This is a genomic window from Zobellella taiwanensis, assembly GCF_003012795.1.
In the GTDB taxonomy this organism is placed as follows: Bacteria; Pseudomonadota; Gammaproteobacteria; order Enterobacterales; family Aeromonadaceae; genus Oceanimonas; species Oceanimonas taiwanensis.
In genome coordinates, this window is sequence record NZ_PXYH01000012.1 from 52217 (window position 1) to 72878 (window position 20662).

A 20662-nucleotide genomic window follows, 5' to 3' on the forward strand; every position below is an offset into this window, starting at 1 on the left:
CAGGCTCAGATACCGCTGCCGTCGGATTCCGGTATTTCGTGAAGACCGCATTCCCGCTTCATGCCGAAGAAACGGGTATCCGCCTCGCTCATGCCCGGCTCCCACCTGACGGTGGTGTGAACATCGCCGATCGAGACATAACCCTGCTCCCACAGCGGATGGTAGGGAAGGTCGAATTCCTTCAGGTAATAATGCACATCTTTGTTGCTCCAGTCGATGATCGGCAGGAACTTGAACAGACCATTCTGAATCCCGAGCACCTGCAGTCCTTCCCGGGTATCGGACTGGCTGCGGCGCAGGCCGGAAAACCAGGTGCTGGCCTTGAGCTCGCGCAGGGCCCGCTGCATGGGCTCTACTTTGTTAAGCTGGTTGTAGCGGCTGATGCCCTCCACCCCCTGCTCCCACAGCTTGCCGAAGCGGGCCTCCTGCCAGGCGGCAGAAGTCCGGGCCCGATAGACCTTGAGATTGAGGCCAAGCCGATCGGTCAGCTCGTCGATAAAACGGTAGGTTTCGGGAAAAAGATAGCCAGTATCGGTAAGAATAACGGGGGTATCCGGCTTTTCCCGGGTCACCAGGTGCAGCATCACCGCCGCCTGGATACCGAAGCTGGAGGAGAGCACATGCTCTCCTTCCAGGGTTTCCAGTGCCCAGCGCACCCGCTCGGGGGCGCTCATGGCCGCCAGCTCGCGGTTAAGCGAGGCCAGGGCCTGGGCCTGGTCGGCCCGGGACAGCTCATTCAGCTCTTCCAGGCTGGGCAACAGGCTATACGGCATAGAAGTCCCTCGCGGAGTCCACCACCGGCGCTATGATGCCGGCCCGGATCACAAAGTCACCGAAACCCTCGCCCGCTTCCCGCTCCTGGGCCCAGCGGCCCACCAGGGCGTCGATATCCTCGAGGATCTGGCGGTCGGTGATGTTTTCCTTGTACATGCGCGGAATGCGGGTCCCTTCCCGGTTGCCGCCCAGGTGCAGGTTGTAGCGCCCGGGCGCCTTGCCCACCAGGCCGATTTCGGCCAGCATGGCGCGGCCGCAGCCGTTGGGGCAGCCGGTGACCCGGAAGATGATGCTGTCGTCGGTCACCCCGTGTTTGGCCAGCACGCCCTCGATTTCGGTGACGAACTCCGGCAGGAAACGCTCGGCCTCGGCCATCGCCAGCGGGCAGGTGGGCAGGGCCACGCAGGCCATGGAGTTCTTGCGCTGCTCGGACACGCTGTCGTCGATCAGGCCATGGGCCAGGGCCAGCTTCTCGATCTTGGCCTTGTCCTTCTTGGGCACGCCGGCGATGATCAGGTTCTGGTTGGCGGTCAGGCGGAAGTCGCCCTTGTGTATCTTGGCGATCTCGCGCAGGCCGGTCTTGAGCGGCTTGCCGGGGAAGTCCAGGATACGGCCGTTCTCGATAAACAGGGTCAGGTGCTGCTTGCCGTCGATGCCGTCCACCCAGCCGAAACGGTCGCCGCGGCCGGTAAATTCATAGGGGCGGCTCTCGGCGAACTGGATGCCGGCCCGCTTCTCCACCTCGGCCTTGAACACCTCCACGCCCACCCGCTCCAGGGTGTACTTGGTCTTGGCGTTCTTGCGCTCGACCCGGTTGCCCATGTCACGCTGGGTGGTGACCACGGCTTCCGCCACCGCCAGGGTGTGGGACAACGGGATAAAGCCGAAGTCGGTGGCCTTGCGCGGATAGGTGGCGGTGTCGCCGTGGGTCATGGCCAGGCCGCCGCCCACCAGCACGTTGAAGCCCACCAGCTTGCTGTTGTCGGCGATGGCCACGAAGTTCAGATCATTGGCGTGCACGTCCACGTCGTTCTGGGGCGGGATCACTACCGTGGTCTTGAACTTGCGCGGCAGGTAGGTGGAACCCAGGATCGGCTCCTGGTCCGGCGTGTCCAGGCGCTCGCCGTCCAGCCAGACTTCCAGGTAGGCCCGGGTCTTGGGCAGCAGGTGCTCGGAGATCTTTTTGGCCCAGTCGTAGGCTTCCTGGTGCAGCTCGGATTCCACCGGGTTGCTGGTGCACAGCACGTTGCGGTTGACGTCGCCGGCGGTGGCGATGGAGTCGATGCCGGTGCTGTTCAGGGTCTGGTGCATGTGCTTGATGTCGCGCTTGAGCACCCCGTGGAACTGGAAGGTCTGGCGGGTGGTCAGGCGGATGCTGCCGTACATGGTGCTTTCTTCCGCGAACTTGTCGATCACCAGCCACTGCTTGGGGGTGATGATGCCGCCGGGCAGGCGGGCGCGCAGCATGACGTTGTGCAGCGGCTCCAGCTTCTGGGCGGTGCGCTCGTTGCGGATGTCGCGGTCGTCCTGCTGGTACATGCCGTGGAAGCGGATCAGCATGAAGTTGTCGCCGTTGAAGCCGCCGGTCAGTTCGTCCTGCAGATCCTGGGTGATGGTGCCGCGCAGAAAATTGCTCTGCCCCTTGAGGCGTTCGTTATCGGACAGTTTTTGTTCGCTCATCTTAGTAAACATCCCTTTGGTAACGCTTGGCGCTGCGCAGCGCATCAACATATTCTTCGGCCTGCTCACGGCTCTTGTTGCCATGCTCGGCCACCAGCTCGATCAGGGCCTCGTGCACGTCCTTGGCCATCTTGTTGGCATCGCCGCAGACGTAAAAATGGGCGCCCTGCTCCAGCCAGGCATAGACCTCGGCACCCTGCTGCCGGAGCTTGTGCTGTACATACACCTTGTCGGCCTGATCCCGGCTGAACGCCAGGGAGATCCGGCTCAGCAGGCCGGACTTGACGTAGCGCTGCCACTCCAACTGGTAGAGGAAGTCCTGGGTGAAGTGGGGATTGCCGAAGAACAGCCAGTTCTTGCCCTCGGCATCCCGCGCTTCCCGCTCCTGCATAAAGGCGCGGAAGGGGGCGATGCCGGTGCCTGGCCCCACCATGATCACCGGGGTGTTGTCGTCGGCGGGCAGGCGGAAGTTGTCGTTGTGCTCCACGAACACCCGCACCTGGCCGCCCTCGGCCAGCCGGTCGGCCAGGAAGGAGGAAGCACCGCCGGCGCGGGGCTCGCCCTTGTTGTCGTAGCGCACCACACCCACGGTCAGGTGCACTTCTTCCTCCACCTCGGCCTGGGCGGAGGCGATGGAGTAAAGCCGCGGCGTCAGTCGGCGCAGGACGCCCTGCAGTTGCTCTGCGGTGAGTTTGGTTTTCTTCTCCCGAACGATGTCCAGGATCTGGTGGCCGGCGCAGTACTCGCGCAGGGCAGCCTTGTCCTCCACCAGCTTTTGCAGCTTCTTGGCACCGGACAGTTCGGCATAGGCCTGCACGAAGCCGGCATAGCCCTGGGTCAGCTCATAGTGGTGGATCAGCGCCTCGCGGATGGAGAGCAACTCATCGTCCACCTTGACCTTGGCGTCGGCGGCCACGCCCACTTGGGCCAGCAGGGCATCCACCAGGGCCTCGTCGTTGCTGAACCAGACCCCCAGGGCGTCACCGGGCTGATAGGTCAGGCCGGAGCCTTCCAGGGAGATCTCGATATGGCGGATATCCTTGTCGGAGTCCCGGCCGGTGATTTTCTGGTTGGTGACCAGCTCGGCGGCGAAGGGATGCTTTTTGGTGTAGAGGCTGGCCACGCCCTGGGTGGCGACGGCCGGAAGCGCCTGGTTGGCGGCCTCCACTTGCAAGGCGTCCTTCAGCAGGCCCAGGGCCGACTTGCTCCAGCCTTCGGCGGCGCCTTCGTAGTCCACGTCGCAGTCGATGCGCTCCAGCAGACGGGTGGCACCGGCCTTGGCCAGGTAGTCGTCGAAGTCCTTACCGGTCTGGCAGAAGAATTCGTAGGACGAATCCCCCAGCGCCAGTATGCCGTAGTGCAGGCCTTCAAGCTTGCCGACCTTGCCGGTTTTCAGCTGTTTGTGGAATTCAATGGCATCATCGGGCGGCTCACCCTCGCCGTTGGTGCTGGTAACGATCAGCACATGGGTTTCTTTCTTGAGCTGCTTGACCTTGTAATCGGCCACATTGAACAGCTCTGCCGCAACCCCGGCGGCGTCGGCCTGGGCCTTGAGCGTCTCGGCCACCCCCTTGGCGTTGCCGGTCTGGGAGGCATAGAGGATGGTCAGCTTGCCGGACGGCTGGACGGCGGCGCTGGCTGCAGCCAGCGGCACACCCTGGGCCTGCTGGCTGATACCGTAGAAATAACCGCTGACCCAGGCCAGCTGGGTGGCACTCAGCTCGGCAGCCACCTGAGTGAGCTTATGGACTTGTTGTTCATTGAGCGGGCTGGCGGCCGCCGCGAGTTCCTTTAAAAGCATGACATTGACTTCCACTTTTCCAGATAAGGGATAGCTTATGCCAGGTCAACGAACAACAATAAAGAATAAAAGATGATTTTTTATATCATCTGGTAATAACGAGCCTGGCTCGCCGGCCCGCGTCCTTAATGGTGCTGGCCATGGGCCGCTTGTGCCTGGTGCCGGATATCCTTCACCGGCAAGGTCAGCTGTTCGGTGTCGCCGTTGTCCCAGCGCAGCTCCAGGCTGACCTCGTCGCCCTCCGCCAAGGGCTGCTTCACGCCCAGCAGCATGATATGCAGGCCACCCGGTTGCAGGCTGACCGTTTCGCCCGCGGGCACGGCTATGCGTTCCACCTCCCGCATCTGCATCACGCCGTCCTGCTCCAGCACGGTGTGCAGCTCCACTTTTTCCGCCTGGGGCGACAGGACGGCAACCAGGGCCCGTTCCTGCTCGCCGCTGTTCTGCAGCCGCATAAAGGCGGCGGTGTTAGGCCCCATGGGCGGAGTGGCCCTGACATAGCCTTCGCTGACGCCCACCTGTGCCCAGCCGGCGCCGCTTAACAAAACCAGGCCAAAGAAGTATCCGAGTTTTTTCATCTGTGATTTCCTTGTGCAGCATAGAGTCCAAAGCTTACCCCAAGGGGAAGGCTCAAACCATGATATAACGCATAAGGAGTCGTGATGAACACAGTGCTCGGACACGATGGCGGCGGAGTCCGCCAGATCCGCCTCAACCGCCCGGAAAAACGCAATGCCCTGGATCTCGCCCACTATCGTCGGCTTGGTGAGCAACTGCACGCCGCCATCGGCGACCCCGAGGTCCGGGTTGTCGTCTTTGCTGCCGAAGGTCCCGACTTTTGCGCCGGCAACGATCTGGCCGATTTTCTCCAGGGCCCCGAACTCGGCCCCGGGCATCCCGTGGTCGAGCTGCTGCATGCGCTGGCGAGCTGCCCCAAGCCGCTGCTGGCCGGGGTACAGGGCAACGTGGTCGGCATTGGCGCCACCCTGCTGCTGCACATGGATCTGGTGCTGCTGGCCGAAGACGCCCGCCTCGCCTTCCCCTTTATCGACCTGGGGCTGGTACCGGAGTTCGCCTCCAGCCTGCTGCTGCCCCGACGTCTGGGCCATGTACGCGCCTGCCAGTTGCTGCTGCTGGGCGACCGCCTTGATGCCGCTACCGCCCTGGACTGGGGCCTGGCCAACCAGTTGGTGGCCACCACCGAGCTGCCGGCAAGGCTGGAGGAGACGGCGCGCCGGCTGGCGGCCAAACCCGCCGCCGCCCTGCTGGCCGGCAAGGCGCTGCTCAAGGCCCCGCTGCAGGCGCAACTGCACAACACCATCGACCGGGAAATCGAGGTATTCCGCCAGGCCCTGGCCGGTGACGAGGCCCGGGCGCGTATCGCCGCCCTGCTGGCTCGGATAGGCGAGCGCTGAACGGCGGACATAAAAAAGGGCTCCCTTGCGGGAGCCCTTGCCTTATCAGCGAGTCGAGACAGCTTATTCGTCGTTGCCGCCGGCGGCGTTCAGCAGATCGGCCAGGCTCTGCTCGGCTTCGTCCGCCGAGATTTGCACCGGCTGCTCCGGCTGACGCCGGGACTGACGGCCCTGATGGTAGGCAAAGCCGGTTCCGGCAGGAACCAGGCGACCCACGATCACGTTTTCCTTCAGGCCACGCAGATCGTCGACCTTGCCGGACACCGCCGCCTCGGTCAGCACCCGGGTGGTCTCCTGGAAGGACGCCGCCGAAATGAAGGATTCGGTGCTCAGAGACGCCTTGGTAATCCCCATCAGCACATGACGGTAGCCAATCAGGCGCTTGCCTTCGGCTTCCAGGGCTCGGTTGGCCTGGCGGATGCGCACCACTTCGGCCTGTTCGCCTTCGATAAAGTCGGAATCGCCGGCGTCCATGATCTCGGCACGACGCAGCATCTGCCGGACTATGGTCTCGATGTGCTTGTCGTTGATCTTAACGCCCTGCAGGCGGTACACCTCCTGCACCTCGTTGACGATGTAGTTCGCCACCGGGCTGATACCGCGCAGACGCAGGATATCGTGGGGAGACTCCGGACCATCGGCCAGGACTTCGCCCTTCTCGACCTTTTCGCCCTCGAACACGTTGAGGTGACGCCATTTCGGGATCATCTCTTCGTAGGCCTCGCCCCCTTCCAGCGGGGTGATCACCAGGCGGCGCTTGCCCTTGGTCTCTTTCCCGAAGGAGATGGTGCCGGAAACCTCGGCCAGGATGGCCGGCTCTTTCGGCTGGCGGGCTTCGAACAGGTCGGCAACCCGCGGCAGACCACCGGTGATGTCCTTGGTACCGCCGGACTCCTGCGGGATACGCGCCAGGGCGTCACCCACGTTGAGCTGGGCACCGTCTTCCAGGCTGACGATGGCGCGGCCGGGCAGGAAGTACAGGGCCGCCAGGTCGGTACCGGGGATGAACACTTCCTTGCCGGACTCGTCCACCAGTTTCACGGTCGGACGCAGTTCCTTACCGGAGCTGGGACGCTCGTTCACGTCCATCACCACTATGCTGGACAGACCGGTCAGTTCGTCGGTCTGGCGGCTGATGGTCACGCCATCGATCATGTCGATGAACTTGATGCGGCCCGCCACCTCGGTAACGATGGGGTGGGTGTGCGGATCCCAGTTGGCCACGATCTGGCCGGCCTGCACGGTTTCGCCGTCGGCTTTTTCCAGCAGGGCACCATAGGGCAGCTTGTGGTTTTCCCGGGTCTGACCCATCTCGTCGATGATGGTCAGTTCGGAAGAACGGGACACGATCACCGTCTTGCCGTCGGCGTTGGTAACGAACTTGGCGTTCTGCAGCTTGACGGTACCGCTGTTCTTGACCTGGATACTGCTCTCGGCCGCCGCCCGCGACGCCGCACCACCGATGTGGAAGGTCCGCATGGTCAGCTGGGTACCGGGCTCGCCGATGGACTGGGCGGCGATAACACCGACCGCCTCGCCCTGGTTGACCAGGTGGCCACGGGCCAGATCACGGCCGTAGCAGTGGGCGCAGACGCCGTGGTCGTTGTCACAGGTGATGACGGAGCGCACCTTGACCCGGTCGACGGAGTTGGCTTCCAGCACGTCACACCACTTCTCGTCGAGCAGGGTATTACGGGAGACCAGCACCTCGTCTTCGCTACCCGGCCTGATCACGTCCTCGGCCACCACCCGGCCCAGCACGCGCTCGCGCAGGGGTTCGACCACGTCACCGCCTTCGATCAGCGGAGTCATCCACAGACCTTCGTAGGTACCACAGTCGTCAGTGGTGATCACCAGATCCTGGGCCACGTCCACCAGACGGCGGGTCAGGTAACCGGAGTTGGCGGTCTTCAGGGCGGTATCGGCCAGACCCTTACGGGCACCGTGGGTGGAGATGAAGTACTGCAGTACGTTCAGACCTTCACGGAAGTTGGCGATGATCGGCGTCTCGATAATGGAACCGTCCGGCTTGGCCATCAGGCCCCGCATACCGGCGAGCTGACGGATCTGGGCGGCACTACCCCGGGCACCGGAGTCGGCCATCATAAAGATGCTGTTGAAGGAATCCTGCAGCTCTTCCTGACCGTCGCGATTGACCACCACGTCCTTCGACAGGTTTTCCATCATCGCCTTGGACACCCGCTCGTTGGCGCTGGCCCAGATGTCGATAACCTTGTTGTAGCGCTCGCCCGCGGTCACCAGACCGGACTGGAACTGGTCCTGGATCTCGCTGACTTCGGCTTCGGCTTCCTCAATGATGTGTTTCTTGGCATCCGGAATCACCATGTCGTTAATGCCGACAGACACGCCGGACAGGGTGGCGTAGTGGAAACCGGTGTACATCAGTTGGTCGGCGAAGATAACGGTGTCCTTCAGGCCCAGGCGGCGGTAGCAGCCGTTCAGCAGCCGGGAGATCTGTTTCTTGCCCATGGCCTGGTCGATCATGCTGAAGGGCAGACCCTTGGGCACGATCAGGGACAGGATGGCACGGCCGATGGTGGTGTCACGGATAGCGGTTTTCTCCACCACGCTGCCGTCTTCCATCTTTTCGAAGTCGGTGATACGCACCTTGACCCGGGCGTGCAGCTCGGCATGGCCGGCACGGTACACCTTTTCGGCTTCCTTGGCGCTGGTCAGCAGCATGCCCTCGCCCTTGCCATTGATCTTTTCCCGGGTCATGTAGTACAGACCCAGTACCACGTCCTGGGACGGGACGATGATCGGCTCGCCGTTGGCGGGAGACAGGATGTTGTTGGTGGACATCATCAGCGCGCGGGCTTCGAGCTGGGCTTCCAGGGTCAGCGGCACGTGCACCGCCATCTGGTCACCGTCGAAGTCGGCGTTGTAGGCCGCACACACCAGGGGGTGCAGCTGGATGGCCTTGCCTTCGATCAGCACCGGCTCGAACGCCTGGATACCCAGACGGTGCAGGGTCGGCGCCCGGTTCAGCAGTACCGGGTGCTCGCGGATGACGTCGTCCAGAATATCCCAGACCACGGCTTCCTCGCGCTCGACCATTTTCTTGGCCGCCTTGATGGTGGTGGCCAGGCCGCGGGACTCCAGCTTGCCATAGATGAAGGGCTTGAACAGCTCCAGCGCCATCTTCTTGGGCAGGCCGCACTGGTGCAGGCGCAGGGTCGGGCCCACGGTGATCACGGAACGGCCGGAGTAGTCGACCCGCTTGCCCAGCAGGTTCTGACGGAAACGACCCTGTTTCCCCTTGATCATGTCGGCCAGGGACTTCAGCGGGCGCTTGTTGGAACCGGTGATGGCACGGCCACGACGGCCGTTGTCCAGCAGGGCGTCGACGGACTCCTGCAGCATCCGCTTTTCGTTGCGCACGATAATGTCGGGCGCGGCCAGATCCAGCAGGCGCTTCAGACGGTTGTTGCGGTTGATCACCCGACGATACAGATCGTTCAGATCCGAGGTCGCGAAGCGGCCACCGTCCAGGGGCACCAGCGGACGCAGGTCCGGCGGCAGCACCGGCAGCACCGTCATCACCATCCACTCGGGCTTGTTGCCGGAGAAATGGAAGGCTTCCATCAGTTTCAGACGCTTGGTGATCTTCTTGCGCTTGGTTTCGGAGTTGGTCTGATCCAGCTCCTCGCGCATGGTGTTGATCTCGCCTTCCAGGTCGATGGCGCGCAGCAGGGCCAGCACGGCCTCGGCGCCCATCTTGGCGTCGAACTCGTCACCCCACTCTTCCAGGGCGTCCAGGTACTGTTCTTCGGACAGCATCTGGCTACGCTCCAGGTTGGTCATGCCCGGTTCGATCACCACGTAGGATTCGAAATACAGTACCCGCTCGATATCGCGCAGGGTCATGTCCAGCAGCAGGCCAATGCGGCTCGGCAGGGACTTCAGGAACCAGATGTGGGCAACCGGGCTGGCCAGCTCGATGTGGCCCATGCGCTCGCGACGCACCTTGGTCTGGGTCACTTCCACGCCGCATTTTTCACAGATCACGCCACGGTGCTTGAGGCGCTTGTACTTGCCGCACAGGCACTCATAGTCCTTGACCGGACCGAAAATCCGGGCGCAGAAAAGGCCGTCACGCTCCGGCTTGAAGGTACGGTAGTTGATGGTCTCAGGCTTTTTGACTTCGCCATAGGACCAAGAGCGGATCATGTCCGGCGAGGCCAGACCGATTTTGATACCGTCAAACTCTTCAGTCTTACTCTGCGCTTTCAAAAACTTAAGCAAGTCTTTCACGTTAGTCTCCTGTGAGGAGTTCTACCTGGGCGCCCCGCCCTTCCGAAGAATGAAGGGGCGCCATTATTTCCGAGGCAGCCTGGTGCCTTAACTTTCTTCCAGCTCGATGTTGATACCGAGGGAGCGGATTTCCTTCAACAGTACGTTGAAGGACTCGGGCATGCCCGGCTCCATGCGGTGATCGCCGTCCACGATGTTCTTGTACATCTTGGTACGGCCGTTCACATCGTCCGACTTGACGGTGAGCATTTCCTGCAGGGTATAGGCGGCGCCGTAGGCTTCCAGCGCCCACACTTCCATCTCCCCGAAACGCTGACCGCCGAACTGGGCCTTACCGCCCAGGGGCTGCTGGGTGACCAGACTGTAGGAGCCGGTAGAACGGGCGTGCATCTTGTCGTCCACCAGGTGGTTCAACTTCAGCATGTACATATAGCCCACGGTGACCGGACGCTCGAAAGCATTGCCGGTACGGCCGTCATACAGGGTGATCTGGCCGGACTCGGGCAGATCCGCCAGTTTCAGCAGGCGCTTGATTTCGTGCTCGCGGGCACCGTCGAAGGCCGGGGTGGCGATCGGCATGCCCTTGCGCAGGTTCTCGGCCAGCACCCGAACTTCGGCGTCGGAGAAGGTGGACAGATCCACTTTCTGGCGGGCGCCTTCACCCAGATTGTAGACTTCCTGAATGAAGTCGCGCAGCCGGGCCAGCTCCTGCTGCTCCTTGATCATGCGATCGATCTTCTCGCCGATGCCCTTGGCCGCCAGGCCCATATGGGTTTCGAGGATCTGACCGATGTTCATCCGCGAGGGTACGCCCAGCGGGTTCAGCACGATGTCGACCGGGGTGCCGTATTCGTCGTGAGGCATGTCTTCAATCGGCACTATGGTGGAGATAACACCCTTGTTACCGTGACGACCGGCCATCTTGTCACCGGGCTGGATGCGACGCTTGACCGCCAGGTACACCTTGACGATCTTCAGCACGCCCGGGGCCAGATCGTCGCCCTGGGTGATCTTGCGACGCTTGTTCTCGAACTTCTTGTCGAAGTCGGCCTTCAGCTCGGCGTACTGCTCGGCGATCTGCTCCAGCTCAATCTGCTTGCCTTCGTCGTCCAGGGCCTGCTCAAGCAGCCTGGCATTGGCCAGCTTCTCGACCTTGTCGGCACTCATGCCGGCGGCGATCAGCACGGAGCGGGCGCGGGCGAAGATGCCGTCCTCGAGGATGCTGAACTCTTCGGTCAGGTCTTTCTTGGCCTGCTTGAGCTGCATCTGCTCGATGTCCTGGGCGCGCTTGTCCTTCTCCACACCATCGCGGGTGAAGACCTGCACGTCGATAACGGTGCCGTATACTGAGTTCGGCACCCGCAGGGAGGAGTCCTTCACGTCGGAGGCCTTCTCGCCGAAGATGGCGCGCAGCAGTTTCTCTTCCGGCGTCAGCTGGGTTTCACCTTTCGGGGTTACCTTGCCCACCAGAATGTCGCCGGGCTTCACTTCGGCACCCACGTAAACAATACCGGACTCGTCCAGCTTGCTAAGGGCAGCTTCACCCACGTTGGGAATGTCGGCGGTGATCTCTTCCGGACCCAGTTTGGTGTCACGGGAGATACAGGACAGTTCCTGGATGTGGATGGTGGTCAGGCGATCTTCCATCACCACCCGCTCGCTGAGCAGGATGGAGTCTTCGAAGTTGTAACCGTTCCAGGGCATGAAGGCCACGCGCAGGTTCTGGCCCAGGGCCAGTTCACCCAGATCGGTGGAGGGGCCGTCGGCCAGTACGTCGCCGCCCAGCACCAGCTCGCCCGGCATCACGCAGGGACGCTGGTTGATGCAGGTGTTCTGGTTGGACCGGGTGTACTTGGTCAGGTTGTAGATGTCGATACCGGCTTCGCCCGGCAACATCTCTTCCTCATTGACCTTGACCACGATGCGGGACGCGTCGACATAGTCGACCACACCGCCACGCTTGGCCACCACGGTTACGCCGGAGTCCACCGCCACGGCACGCTCGATACCGGTTCCCACCAGCGGCTTGTCCGCCTTCAGGGTCGGCACCGCCTGACGCTGCATGTTCGAGCCCATCAGGGCCCGGTTGGCGTCATCGTGCTCCAGGAAGGGGATCAGCGAGGCGGCCACAGACACGATCTGCTGCGGGCTCACGTCCATGTACTGGACCTGATCGGCATTCATGTAGGTCGCTTCGCCCTTGTGACGGGACGGCACCAGCTCGTCCAGCAGGCGGCCTTCCTCATCGGTGGCGGCGTTGGCCTGGGCGATAACAAAGTGGCCTTCTTCGATGGCGGACAGGTAATCCACCTCGTCGGTGATCTTGCCATCCACTACCCGGCGGTACGGAGTCTCGAGGAAGCCATACTCGTTGGTGCGGGAATAGCAGGCCAGGGAGTTGATCAGGCCGATGTTCGGACCTTCGGGGGTCTCGATGGGGCACAGACGACCATAGTGGGTCGGGTGTACGTCGCGCACCTCGAAGCCGGCGCGTTCACGGGTCAGACCGCCCGGGCCCAGGGCCGAAATACGGCGCTTGTGGGTCACTTCCGACAGCGGGTTGTTCTGGTCCATAAACTGGGACAGCTGGCTGGAACCGAAGAATTCCTTCACCGCGGCGCTGATCGGCTTGGCGTTGATCAGGTCCTGGGGCATCAGGGTATCCAGGTCGCCCAGGGACAGGCGCTCCTTCACCGCGCGCTCGACGCGAACCAGGCCCACACGGAACTGGTTTTCGGCCATTTCGCCCACGGAACGGATCCGGCGGTTGCCCAGGTGATCGATATCGTCCACTTCGTCGTTGCCGTTACGAATCGCAATCAGCTGTTTCATCACGTCGACGATGTCGGACTTGGTCAGGGTACCGGGACCATTCAGTTCTTCGCGGCCCAGGCGACGGTTGAACTTCATCCGGCCGACGGTGGACAGGTCGTAACGGTCTTCGGAGAAGAACAGGTTCTCGAACAGGGTCTCGGCCGCTTCGCGGGTGGGCGGCTCGCCCGGACGCATCATGCGGTAGATTTCCACCAGCGCCTCGAGGCGGCTGGAGGCGGAATCGATACGCAGGGTCTCGGACATGTAGGCGCCGTGATCCAGTTCGTTGGTGAACAGGGTCTCGAACTGTTTGAAGCCGGCCACAGACAGGTTGGCCATGGCTTCCAGGCTCAGTTCGCTGTTGGCGGCGACGATCACTTCACCGGTATCGGCGTTGATGTAATCCTTGGCGGAGACCTTGCCGACAGCGTATTCCACCGGCACTTCGATCTGCTCGACACCGGCCTTTTCCAGCTGGCGGATATGGCGGGCGGTAATGCGCCGGCCGGTCTCGACCACGGTCTCGCCGTCGATCATGATATCGAAGGAGGCGGTTTCACCACGCAGGCGCTCGGGCTTGAGCTCCATCATCAGCTTGCCGTCGACCACTTCGAACCTGGTGGTATCGAAGAAGGTGGCCAGGATGTCTTCGGTGGTGAAGTCGAGCGCACGCAGGATAATGGACGCCGGCAGTTTGCGGCGGCGATCGATGCGCACGAACAGGTTGTCTTTGGGATCGAACTCGAAATCGAGCCAGGAACCACGGTAAGGGATCACGCGGGCGTTGTACAAGACCTTGCCGGAGGAGTGGGTCTTGCCGCGATCGTGATCGAAAAACACACCCGGGCTGCGGTGCAGCTGGGAGACGATTACCCGCTCGGTACCGTTGATCACGAAGGTACCGTTCTCAGTCATGAGCGGGATTTCGCCCATGTAGACTTCTTGCTCCTTGATGTCCTTGACAGTGCCGGCGGCGGCTTCTCTGTCGTACAGGACCATCCGCAACTTGACGCGCAGCGGCGCCGAGTAGGTCACGCCACGGATTTGACATTCCTGCACGTCAAACACGGGCTCACCCAGACGATAGCTGACATATTGCAGCTCGGCGGTGCCTGAATAGCTAGTGATAGGGAAAACGCTGCGGAAAGCCGCTTCCAGACCGTACTCGCCTTGAGGATCTGCTTCAATAAACTGTTTGAAGGAGTCAAGCTGGATTGACAGCAGGTAAGGCGTGTCCAAGACCTGGTCACGCTTACCGAAGTCCTTACGAATGCGTTTTTTCTCTGTGTAAGAGTAAACCATAGGGTTCCTCAGCTCGCTGATAAGTGACCCACTCTGCCCAAATGGGACAGCTCTAAAAACACCGTTTTATTCTGATCGGGTCTCTCGACAACACCCGATGGCTGGTACAACGAAGGTCGCAAACGATGTGAAAATTACCTTCATCCCACAGCGCAAAAGGGCCGGTGAATAAAGATTCACCAGCCCTAGCCCGATTGCTCAGGCCGCTAAGCTATAGTCTAGCTTATTTGAGCTCAACAGTAGCACCGGCTTCTTCAAGCTCTTTCTTCAGTGCTTCGGCTTCGCCTTTGCTCAGTTGCTCTTTAACGGCAGTCGGAGCGGCTTCAACCAGAGCCTTGGCTTCTTTCAGGCCCAGACCGGTAGCGCCACGTACGGCCTTGATAACGGCAACCTTGTTGGCACCGGCAGCAGTCAGCATAACGTCGAACTCGGTTTGCTCTTCTACGGCAGCAGCGGCTTCACCGGCAACGGCAACAGCAGCAGCGGCAGAAACGCCGAACTTCTCTTCCATGGCTTCGATCAGTTCAACAACCTGCATTACAGACATTTCTGCAACGGCTTCGATGATTTGGTCTTTAGTGATAGACATGACTCAAATTCCTAATGTTCTGAAGTAGACGGTAATCAAGCAGCCAAACGCGCCTTAGGCGGCTTCGGCTTCTTTCTTGTCGCGCAGGGCAGCAAAGGTACGCACCAGCTTGCCAGCGGAGGCTTCTTTCATGGTCGCCATCAGCTTCGCAATTGCTTCGTCGTAAGTCGGCAGCTTGGCGAGGCGGTCAATGTCGGCCGCGGGGATAAATTCGCCCTCGTAAGCCAGACCTTTCACCTCAAACGCGCTCTGCTCTTTGGCAAAGTCCTTGAACAGACGAGCGGCAGCGCCCGGATGTTCGTTGGAGAACGCGATCAGGGTAGGACCAACAAACACCTCTTTCAGGCATTCGTAGTTGGTCTCTTCCACTGCCAGGCGAGCCAGAGTGTTACGGACTACCTTGAGGTAGATACCGTTTTCACGGGCTTGCTTGCGCAGGGTGGTCATGGCAGCCACAGTCACGCCGCGAGAATCGGCAACGACTGCAGACAGGGCGCCCTTGGCAGCTTCGTTGACTTCAGCAACAATTGCTTTTTTGTCGTCGAGTCTTAATGCCATTGGCTAAACTCCTGGATTCCACCTGGGAAATTCCCAGATTAAACACACGCCTCAGTAACTGAGGCACCAAGGTGGCGAATTCCAGAAGAAAGAAAAATGCTTTCTAACTGGGTCCCGGCACCATCTACGCTGGAAGATTAAGCCTTTCGGCTCCAGCGGTCTTGGACGGGAGTCGAAGCCCCCAACCAAATAACAAGGCGCAAAATTCTACGAGAATCCCTGCGCCTTGTAAATGCTTAATTAAGCAACATCCAGACCGGACTGTTCGATTGCCACACCGGCGCCCATGGTGGTGGACAGGCTGACTTTCTTGATGTACTGGCCTTTGGAAGAAGCGGGCTTGGCGCGCTTCAGCGCCGCCAGCAGGGCTTCCAGGTTGCCTTTCAGCTTGTCGGTATCGAAGTCGACCTTGCCGATGGTGGTGTGAATGATACCGTTTTTATCGTTACGGTAGCGCACCTGACCGGCCTTGGCGTTTTGTACGGCTTCGGCTACGTTCGGGGTCACGGTACCCACTTTCGGGTTCGGCATCAGACCACGGGGACCCAAGATCTGGCCCAGTTGGCCGACAACGCGCATCGCATCCGGAGAAGCGATTACCACGTCGAAATTCATTTCGCCTTTCTTCACCTGCTCGGCCAGGTCGTCCATACCGACCAGGTCGGCACCGGCGGCCTTGGCGGCATCGGCGTTGGCGCCCTGGGCGAACACGGCAACACGCACGTCACGACCGGTGCCGTGGGGCAGCACGGTGGCGCCACGCACGTTCTGGTCGGATTTACGGGCGTCGATACCCAGATTAACGGCTACATCAATGCTTTCGACGAACTTGGCGGTAGCCAGCTCTTTCAGCAGGGCGATGGCTTCGTTGATTTCGTACTCGCGAGTGGCATCAACACGCTCACGGATGGTACGCATACGCTTGGTCAGTTTTGCCATTGTCTTAGCCCTCCACTACCAGGCCCATGGAACGGGCAGAACCTTCGAGGCAACGCACGCGGGCGTCAACGTCAGCACCGGTCATGTCGGGCTCTTTGGTCTTGGCAATCTCTTCCAGCTGAGCGCGGGTGATGGTGCCCACTTTCTCTTTGTTGGGCTTGCCAGAGCCGGACTTGACGCCGGCCGCCTTCTTCAGCAGGTAGGCGGCAGGGGGAGTCTTGGTCTCGAAAGTAAAGGAGCGATCGCTGTACACGGTGATCACCACCGGAGTGGGCGCGCCCTTCTCCAGGCTTTCGGTACGGGCGTTGAACGCCTTACAGAATTCCATGATGTTCACGCCGTGCTGACCCAGGGCAGGGCCTACGGGCGGGCTCGGGTTAGCTGCACCAGCTGCAACCTGCAGCTTGATGTAGGCTTGTACTTTTTTAGCCATTGATAATTACCTCAAAAATGGGTGTTAGCGCCTCGGAGCAGTACTCCTCTAACGGCTCCCCAAGAATAAAAGGGCGGCAAATTGTAGTTCAATTTACCGCCCGTCTCAAGCTCGATGATGGAATAGTACTCAGGTTTTTTCAACCTGGCCGAACTCAAGCTCCACCGGAGTGGAACGGCCGAAGATCAGCACGGATACCTTGACCCGGCTCTTCTCGTAATCCACCTCCTCCACCACGCCGTTGAAGTCGGCGAAGGGGCCGTCGGACACCCGCACTACCTCGCCGGGCTCGAACAGAGTCTTGGGTTTCGGCTTGTCCACCGCGTCCTGCAGACGATTGAGGATAGCGTCGGCTTCCTTGTCGGAAATCGGCGCCGGACGCTCGGGAGTACCACCGATAAAGCCCATTACCCGCGGAATGCTGCGCACCAGGTGCCAGGTGGCATCGTTCATCTGCATCTGCACCAGCACATAGCCGGGGAAGAATTTACGCTCGCTCTTGCGCTTTTGGCCGGCGCGCATTTCCACTACTTCTTCGGTGGGTACCAGTACCTCACCAAACTGATCTTCCATGCCGTGCATCTTGATATGTTCGCGCAGCGACTTGGCAACGCGGCCTTCATATCCGGAAAACGCCTGGACTACATACCAACGCATTCTTTGTTCAGACATGGTGAATCCTTATACTCCGGTAACCAGGTTGACCAGCCATACCAGCAGGCCATCCAGCAAAAACAGGAAGAGGCCTACCAGGGCGGTCACGGCCAGTACGATCAGGGTGGTCTGGATCGCTTCCTGACGGGTGGGCCACACCACCTTGCGCATTTCCAGACGGGACTCCCGGGCGAAGGCAAAGCTGCTCTTGCCCTTTTGGGTCTGATAGGCCAGCAGACCAGCAATACCTACCGCCACTACCACGCCGGCAGCGCGAATGAATACCGCCAGATCACTGTAGAGATAATTGGCGACCACGGCCGCGATCAGAATAATGAAAACCAGACCCCACAGCAGGGTATCTTTCGCCCCGCCCTGGCTCTCGGTGTGTGCACTCATAAGCTACCTGTCTAAATATTCCGAGTCCGTTACAGACGCAAAAACCCCGCTGACGGCGAGGTAAGTGGCAGGGGCGGAGGGACTCGAACCCCCAACCGTCGGTTTTGGAGACCGCCGTTCTACCAATTGGAACTACGCCCCTAATACAACAAAGCCCCTATTATAGGGGCTTTGCAATATGATTGTAAGCGCTATTACTCGACGATTTTGGCAACAACGCCGGCGCCAACGGTGCGGCCGCCTTCGCGGATGGCGAAGCGCAGGCCGTCTTCCATCGCGATGGGAGCAATCAGGCTCACTACCATCTTGATGTTGTCGCCGGGCATCACCATCTCAACGCCTTCCGGCAGTTCGATGGTGCCGGTCACGTCGGTGGTACGGAAGTAGAACTGCGGACGGTAGCCCTTGAAGAACGGGGTGTGACGACCACCTTCTTCCTTGGACAGTACGTACACTTCGGACTCGAACTTGGTGTGCGGCTTGATAGAGCCCGGCTTGGCCAGAACCTGACCACGCTCAACGTCTTCACGCTTGGTGCCACGCAGCAGCACGCCCACGTTCTCACCGGCACGGCCTTCGTCCAGCAGCTTGCGGAACATTTCAACGCCGGTACAGGTGGTCTTGACGGTATCCTTGATACCGACGATTTCAACTTCTTCACCCACCTTGACGATACCGCGCTCAACACGGCCGGTCACCACGGTACCACGACCCTGGATGGAGAATACGTCTTCGATCGGCATCAGGAAGGCGCCATCGATGGCACGCTCGGGATCCGGAATGTAGGTGTCCAGGGCGTTGGCCAGTTCCAGGATTTTCTCTTCCCACTGGGCATCGCCTTCCAGGCCTTTCAGGGCGGAACCCTGGATCACCGGCGTGTCGTCGCCCGGGAAGTCGTACTCGGACAGCAGCTCGCGCACTTCCATTTCTACCAGCTCGAGCAGCTCTTCGTCATCCACCATGTCGCACTTGTTCATGAACACGATGATGTAGGGTACGCCTACCTGGCGGGCCAGCAGGATGTGCTCACGGGTTTGCGGCATGGGGCCGTCGGTGGCAGCAACCACCAGGATGGCGCCGTCCATCTGGGCTGCACCGGTGATCATGTTTTTCACGTAGTCGGCGTGACCGGGGCAGTCAACGTGGGCGTAGTGACGGGCTTCGGTGTCGTATTCAACGTGGGAAGCGGCGATGGTGATACCACGTGCCTTTTCTTCCGGAGCGTTGTCGATCTGATCGTAACCGCGCGCAGTACCACCCATTTTCTTGGCCAGAACAGTGGTGATGGCAGCGGTCAGCGTCGTTTTACCGTGGTCAACGTGGCCAATGGTACCAACGTTAACGTGCGGTTTTGTACGTTCAAATTTTTCTTTAGACATGCTCGTCCCTCTAACTGGTTGGGTGGTGAGCTATACCACGCGAGTCGCAAGTAGGAAGTATATAACAAAAAAGGCTTGAGGGTGCCTGGGCAAAGAAGTGGTGCTGATACCCAGAATCGAACTGGGGACCTCACCCTTACCAAGGGTGCGCTCTACCATCTGAGCTATATCAGCACTGGAGCGGGCAGCGGGAATCGAACCCGCATCATCAGCTTGGAAGGCTGAGGTAATAGCCATTATACGATGCCCGCGATTTTCTTTACTTGAACGACCTCAAACCACTTTTTCAATGCCCGCCATGGGCGACCACTGGAAACTGGTGGAGGGAGCTGGATTCGAACCAGCGAAGGCTGAGCCGTCAGATTTACAGTCTGATCCCTTTGGCCACTCGGGAACCCCTCCGAATTTTAACTGGTGCCGGCAGAAGGAGTCGAACCCTCGACCTACTGATTACAAGTCAGTTGCTCTACCAACTGAGCTATGCCGGCACACGAGCGAGGCGAATTCTAGGGCAAGGCCATGGCCGGATGCAACACCTTTACCGCAAGTTTTTACCTCACCCGGCTCGAACGGGCAAAAAAACGGCAGCCAACCGTACCACCAGCCTCTGTCTTCTCACGACCACAGCCACAGAGGAGGCAGCCACTGCCTTGTTCAGCACCACATATTTGGTGTATCGTCGCCCGGCGACCCACAGGACATTCTGATGAAGACAGACAAATACTCCCCCTATCTGGCCTTTTCCCGCGATACCTGGTCAGAGCTGCGCGACGCCGTACAGCTACCGCTGAGCGAAGACGAACTGCTCCGGCTACGAGGCATGAATGACCGGGTTTCGCTGGCCGAGGTAAGGGATATCTACCTGCCCTTGTCCCGCCTGCTCAATCTGTATATCAAGGCCAAACAACGACGCAACCGGGTACTGGATCAGTTTCTCGGCAAGGAGCCCCACCACGTTCCCTATGTGATCAGCCTCGCCGGCTCGGTGGCGGTGGGCAAGAGCACCACAGCCCGCATCCTGCAGGCCCTGCTGGAGCGCTGGCCCCAGCATCCGCGGGTGGCCCTGGTCACTACCGATGGTTTCCTTTATCCCAATGCCGTACTCGAACAACGGGGCCTGATGCAGAAAAAGGGCTTTCCCCAGTCCTACGACATCCGCCGCCTGGTGCAGTTCGTGTCCGACATCAAATCAGGCAAGCCCAGAGTCACAGCCCCCGTCTATTCACACCTGGTGTACGACATAGTGCCGGAGCAGGAAGCGGTGGTGGAACAGCCGGATATTGTCATCATTGAAGGGCTCAACGTGCTCCAAAGCGGCATGGACTATCCCCACGAGCCGCACCGGGTGTTCGTGTCCGATTTTGTGGATTTCTCTATCTTCGTGGACGCGGACGAACGGTTGCTGAAAACCTGGTATGTGGAACGTTTCCTCAAACTGCGCTCGGGCGCCTTCACCAATCCCGACTCCTACTTTCACCACTATGCACAGTTATCGGAAGAGGAAGCGGTGGCCGTGGCCAGCCGTATCTGGCAGGAGATCAACTACAAGAATCTGAAGCAAAACATCCTGCCCACCAGGGACAGGGCCGAGTTGATCCTCACCAAGGGCAAGGACCACGAAGTTGAGCAGGTGTGGCTCAAGAAGTGACC

The 20662-nt window shown here is 60.4% G+C and carries 15 protein-coding genes and 5 tRNA genes; 2 read left to right on the forward strand and 18 right to left on the reverse strand.

Annotation, left to right across the window (positions count from 1 at the left end):
* Positions 1–5 precede the first annotated feature (5 nt).
* The 4 genes from C7I36_RS10110 to C7I36_RS10125 form a co-directional block, all read right to left on the reverse strand.
* Positions 6–773 (reverse strand): phosphoadenylyl-sulfate reductase, encoded by a 768-nt coding sequence (locus C7I36_RS10110; protein ID WP_106453603.1) that lies wholly within the window; start codon positions 771–773, stop codon positions 6–8.
* Positions 763–2466, reverse strand: coding sequence for an assimilatory sulfite reductase (NADPH) hemoprotein subunit (gene cysI, locus C7I36_RS10115; protein ID WP_245880089.1), 1704 nt, complete (start codon positions 2464–2466; stop codon positions 763–765). The genes C7I36_RS10110 and cysI overlap by 11 nt, the downstream gene beginning before the upstream one ends.
* Positions 2456–4255, reverse strand: coding sequence for an assimilatory sulfite reductase (NADPH) flavoprotein subunit (locus tag C7I36_RS10120; RefSeq protein ID WP_106453605.1), 1800 nt, complete (start codon positions 4253–4255; stop codon positions 2456–2458). The genes cysI and C7I36_RS10120 overlap by 11 nt, the downstream gene beginning before the upstream one ends.
* A 125-nt stretch (positions 4256–4380) precedes the next feature.
* Positions 4381–4833 (reverse strand): copper chaperone PCu(A)C, encoded by a 453-nt coding sequence (locus C7I36_RS10125; RefSeq protein ID WP_106453606.1) that lies wholly within the window; start codon positions 4831–4833, stop codon positions 4381–4383.
* An 84-nt stretch (positions 4834–4917) separates the two neighbouring features.
* Between C7I36_RS10125 and C7I36_RS10130 the strand changes: the two genes are divergently transcribed.
* A complete protein-coding gene (locus C7I36_RS10130) occupies positions 4918–5670 on the forward strand; it encodes an enoyl-CoA hydratase-related protein (protein WP_106453607.1) in 753 nt (250 codons plus the stop codon).
* Between the two features lie 63 nt (positions 5671–5733).
* Here C7I36_RS10130 and rpoC read toward each other — a convergent pair whose 3' ends face one another.
* From rpoC to C7I36_RS10200, 14 genes are all read right to left on the reverse strand, one after another.
* A complete protein-coding gene (rpoC, locus tag C7I36_RS10135) occupies positions 5734–9945 on the reverse strand; it encodes a DNA-directed RNA polymerase subunit beta' (RefSeq protein WP_106453608.1) in 4212 nt (1403 codons plus the stop codon).
* A gap of 87 nt (positions 9946–10032) precedes the next feature.
* Positions 10033–14061, reverse strand: a complete 4029-nt coding sequence (rpoB, locus tag C7I36_RS10140) for a DNA-directed RNA polymerase subunit beta (RefSeq protein ID WP_106453609.1) — start codon at positions 14059–14061, stop codon at positions 10033–10035.
* A 223-nt stretch (positions 14062–14284) separates the two neighbouring features.
* A complete protein-coding gene (rplL, locus tag C7I36_RS10145) occupies positions 14285–14650 on the reverse strand; it encodes a 50S ribosomal protein L7/L12 (protein ID WP_106453610.1) in 366 nt (121 codons plus the stop codon).
* 54 nt (positions 14651–14704) lie between these two features.
* The gene (gene rplJ / locus C7I36_RS10150; protein ID WP_014291231.1) at positions 14705–15208 is read right to left on the reverse strand and encodes a 50S ribosomal protein L10; all 504 of its coding nucleotides are present in this window, start codon (positions 15206–15208) and stop codon (positions 14705–14707) included.
* A 240-nt stretch (positions 15209–15448) separates the two neighbouring features.
* Complete coding sequence (rplA, locus tag C7I36_RS10155; protein WP_106453611.1) at positions 15449–16147, reverse strand: 50S ribosomal protein L1; 699 nt, start codon at positions 16145–16147, stop codon at positions 15449–15451.
* A 4-nt stretch (positions 16148–16151) separates the two neighbouring features.
* Positions 16152–16580, reverse strand: coding sequence for a 50S ribosomal protein L11 (rplK, locus tag C7I36_RS10160; RefSeq protein ID WP_106453612.1), 429 nt, complete (start codon positions 16578–16580; stop codon positions 16152–16154).
* Positions 16581–16709: 129 nt separating this feature from the next.
* The gene (gene nusG / locus C7I36_RS10165) at positions 16710–17252 is read right to left on the reverse strand and encodes a transcription termination/antitermination protein NusG (protein WP_106453613.1); all 543 of its coding nucleotides are present in this window, start codon (positions 17250–17252) and stop codon (positions 16710–16712) included.
* A gap of 9 nt (positions 17253–17261) precedes the next feature.
* Positions 17262–17633, reverse strand: coding sequence for a preprotein translocase subunit SecE (gene secE / locus C7I36_RS10170; protein WP_106453614.1), 372 nt, complete (start codon positions 17631–17633; stop codon positions 17262–17264).
* A gap of 65 nt (positions 17634–17698) precedes the next feature.
* A tRNA-Trp gene (locus C7I36_RS10175) sits at positions 17699–17775 on the reverse strand.
* A gap of 52 nt (positions 17776–17827) precedes the next feature.
* Positions 17828–19012, reverse strand: coding sequence for an elongation factor Tu (gene tuf, locus C7I36_RS10180; protein ID WP_106453615.1), 1185 nt, complete (start codon positions 19010–19012; stop codon positions 17828–17830).
* Between the two features lie 98 nt (positions 19013–19110).
* Positions 19111–19186 (reverse strand) — tRNA-Thr (locus C7I36_RS10185).
* A 2-nt stretch (positions 19187–19188) separates the two neighbouring features.
* Positions 19189–19263 (reverse strand) — tRNA-Gly (locus C7I36_RS10190).
* 66 nt (positions 19264–19329) lie between these two features.
* Positions 19330–19414, reverse strand: a tRNA-Tyr gene (locus C7I36_RS10195).
* A gap of 10 nt (positions 19415–19424) precedes the next feature.
* Positions 19425–19500: transfer RNA gene (locus C7I36_RS10200), tRNA-Thr, on the reverse strand.
* A gap of 218 nt (positions 19501–19718) precedes the next feature.
* Here C7I36_RS10200 and coaA point away from each other — a divergent pair.
* On the forward strand, positions 19719–20660 hold the full coding sequence (gene coaA, locus C7I36_RS10205; protein ID WP_106453616.1) for a type I pantothenate kinase: 942 nt from the start codon (positions 19719–19721) through the stop codon (positions 20658–20660).
* The last annotated feature ends 2 nt before the right edge of the window (positions 20661–20662 follow it).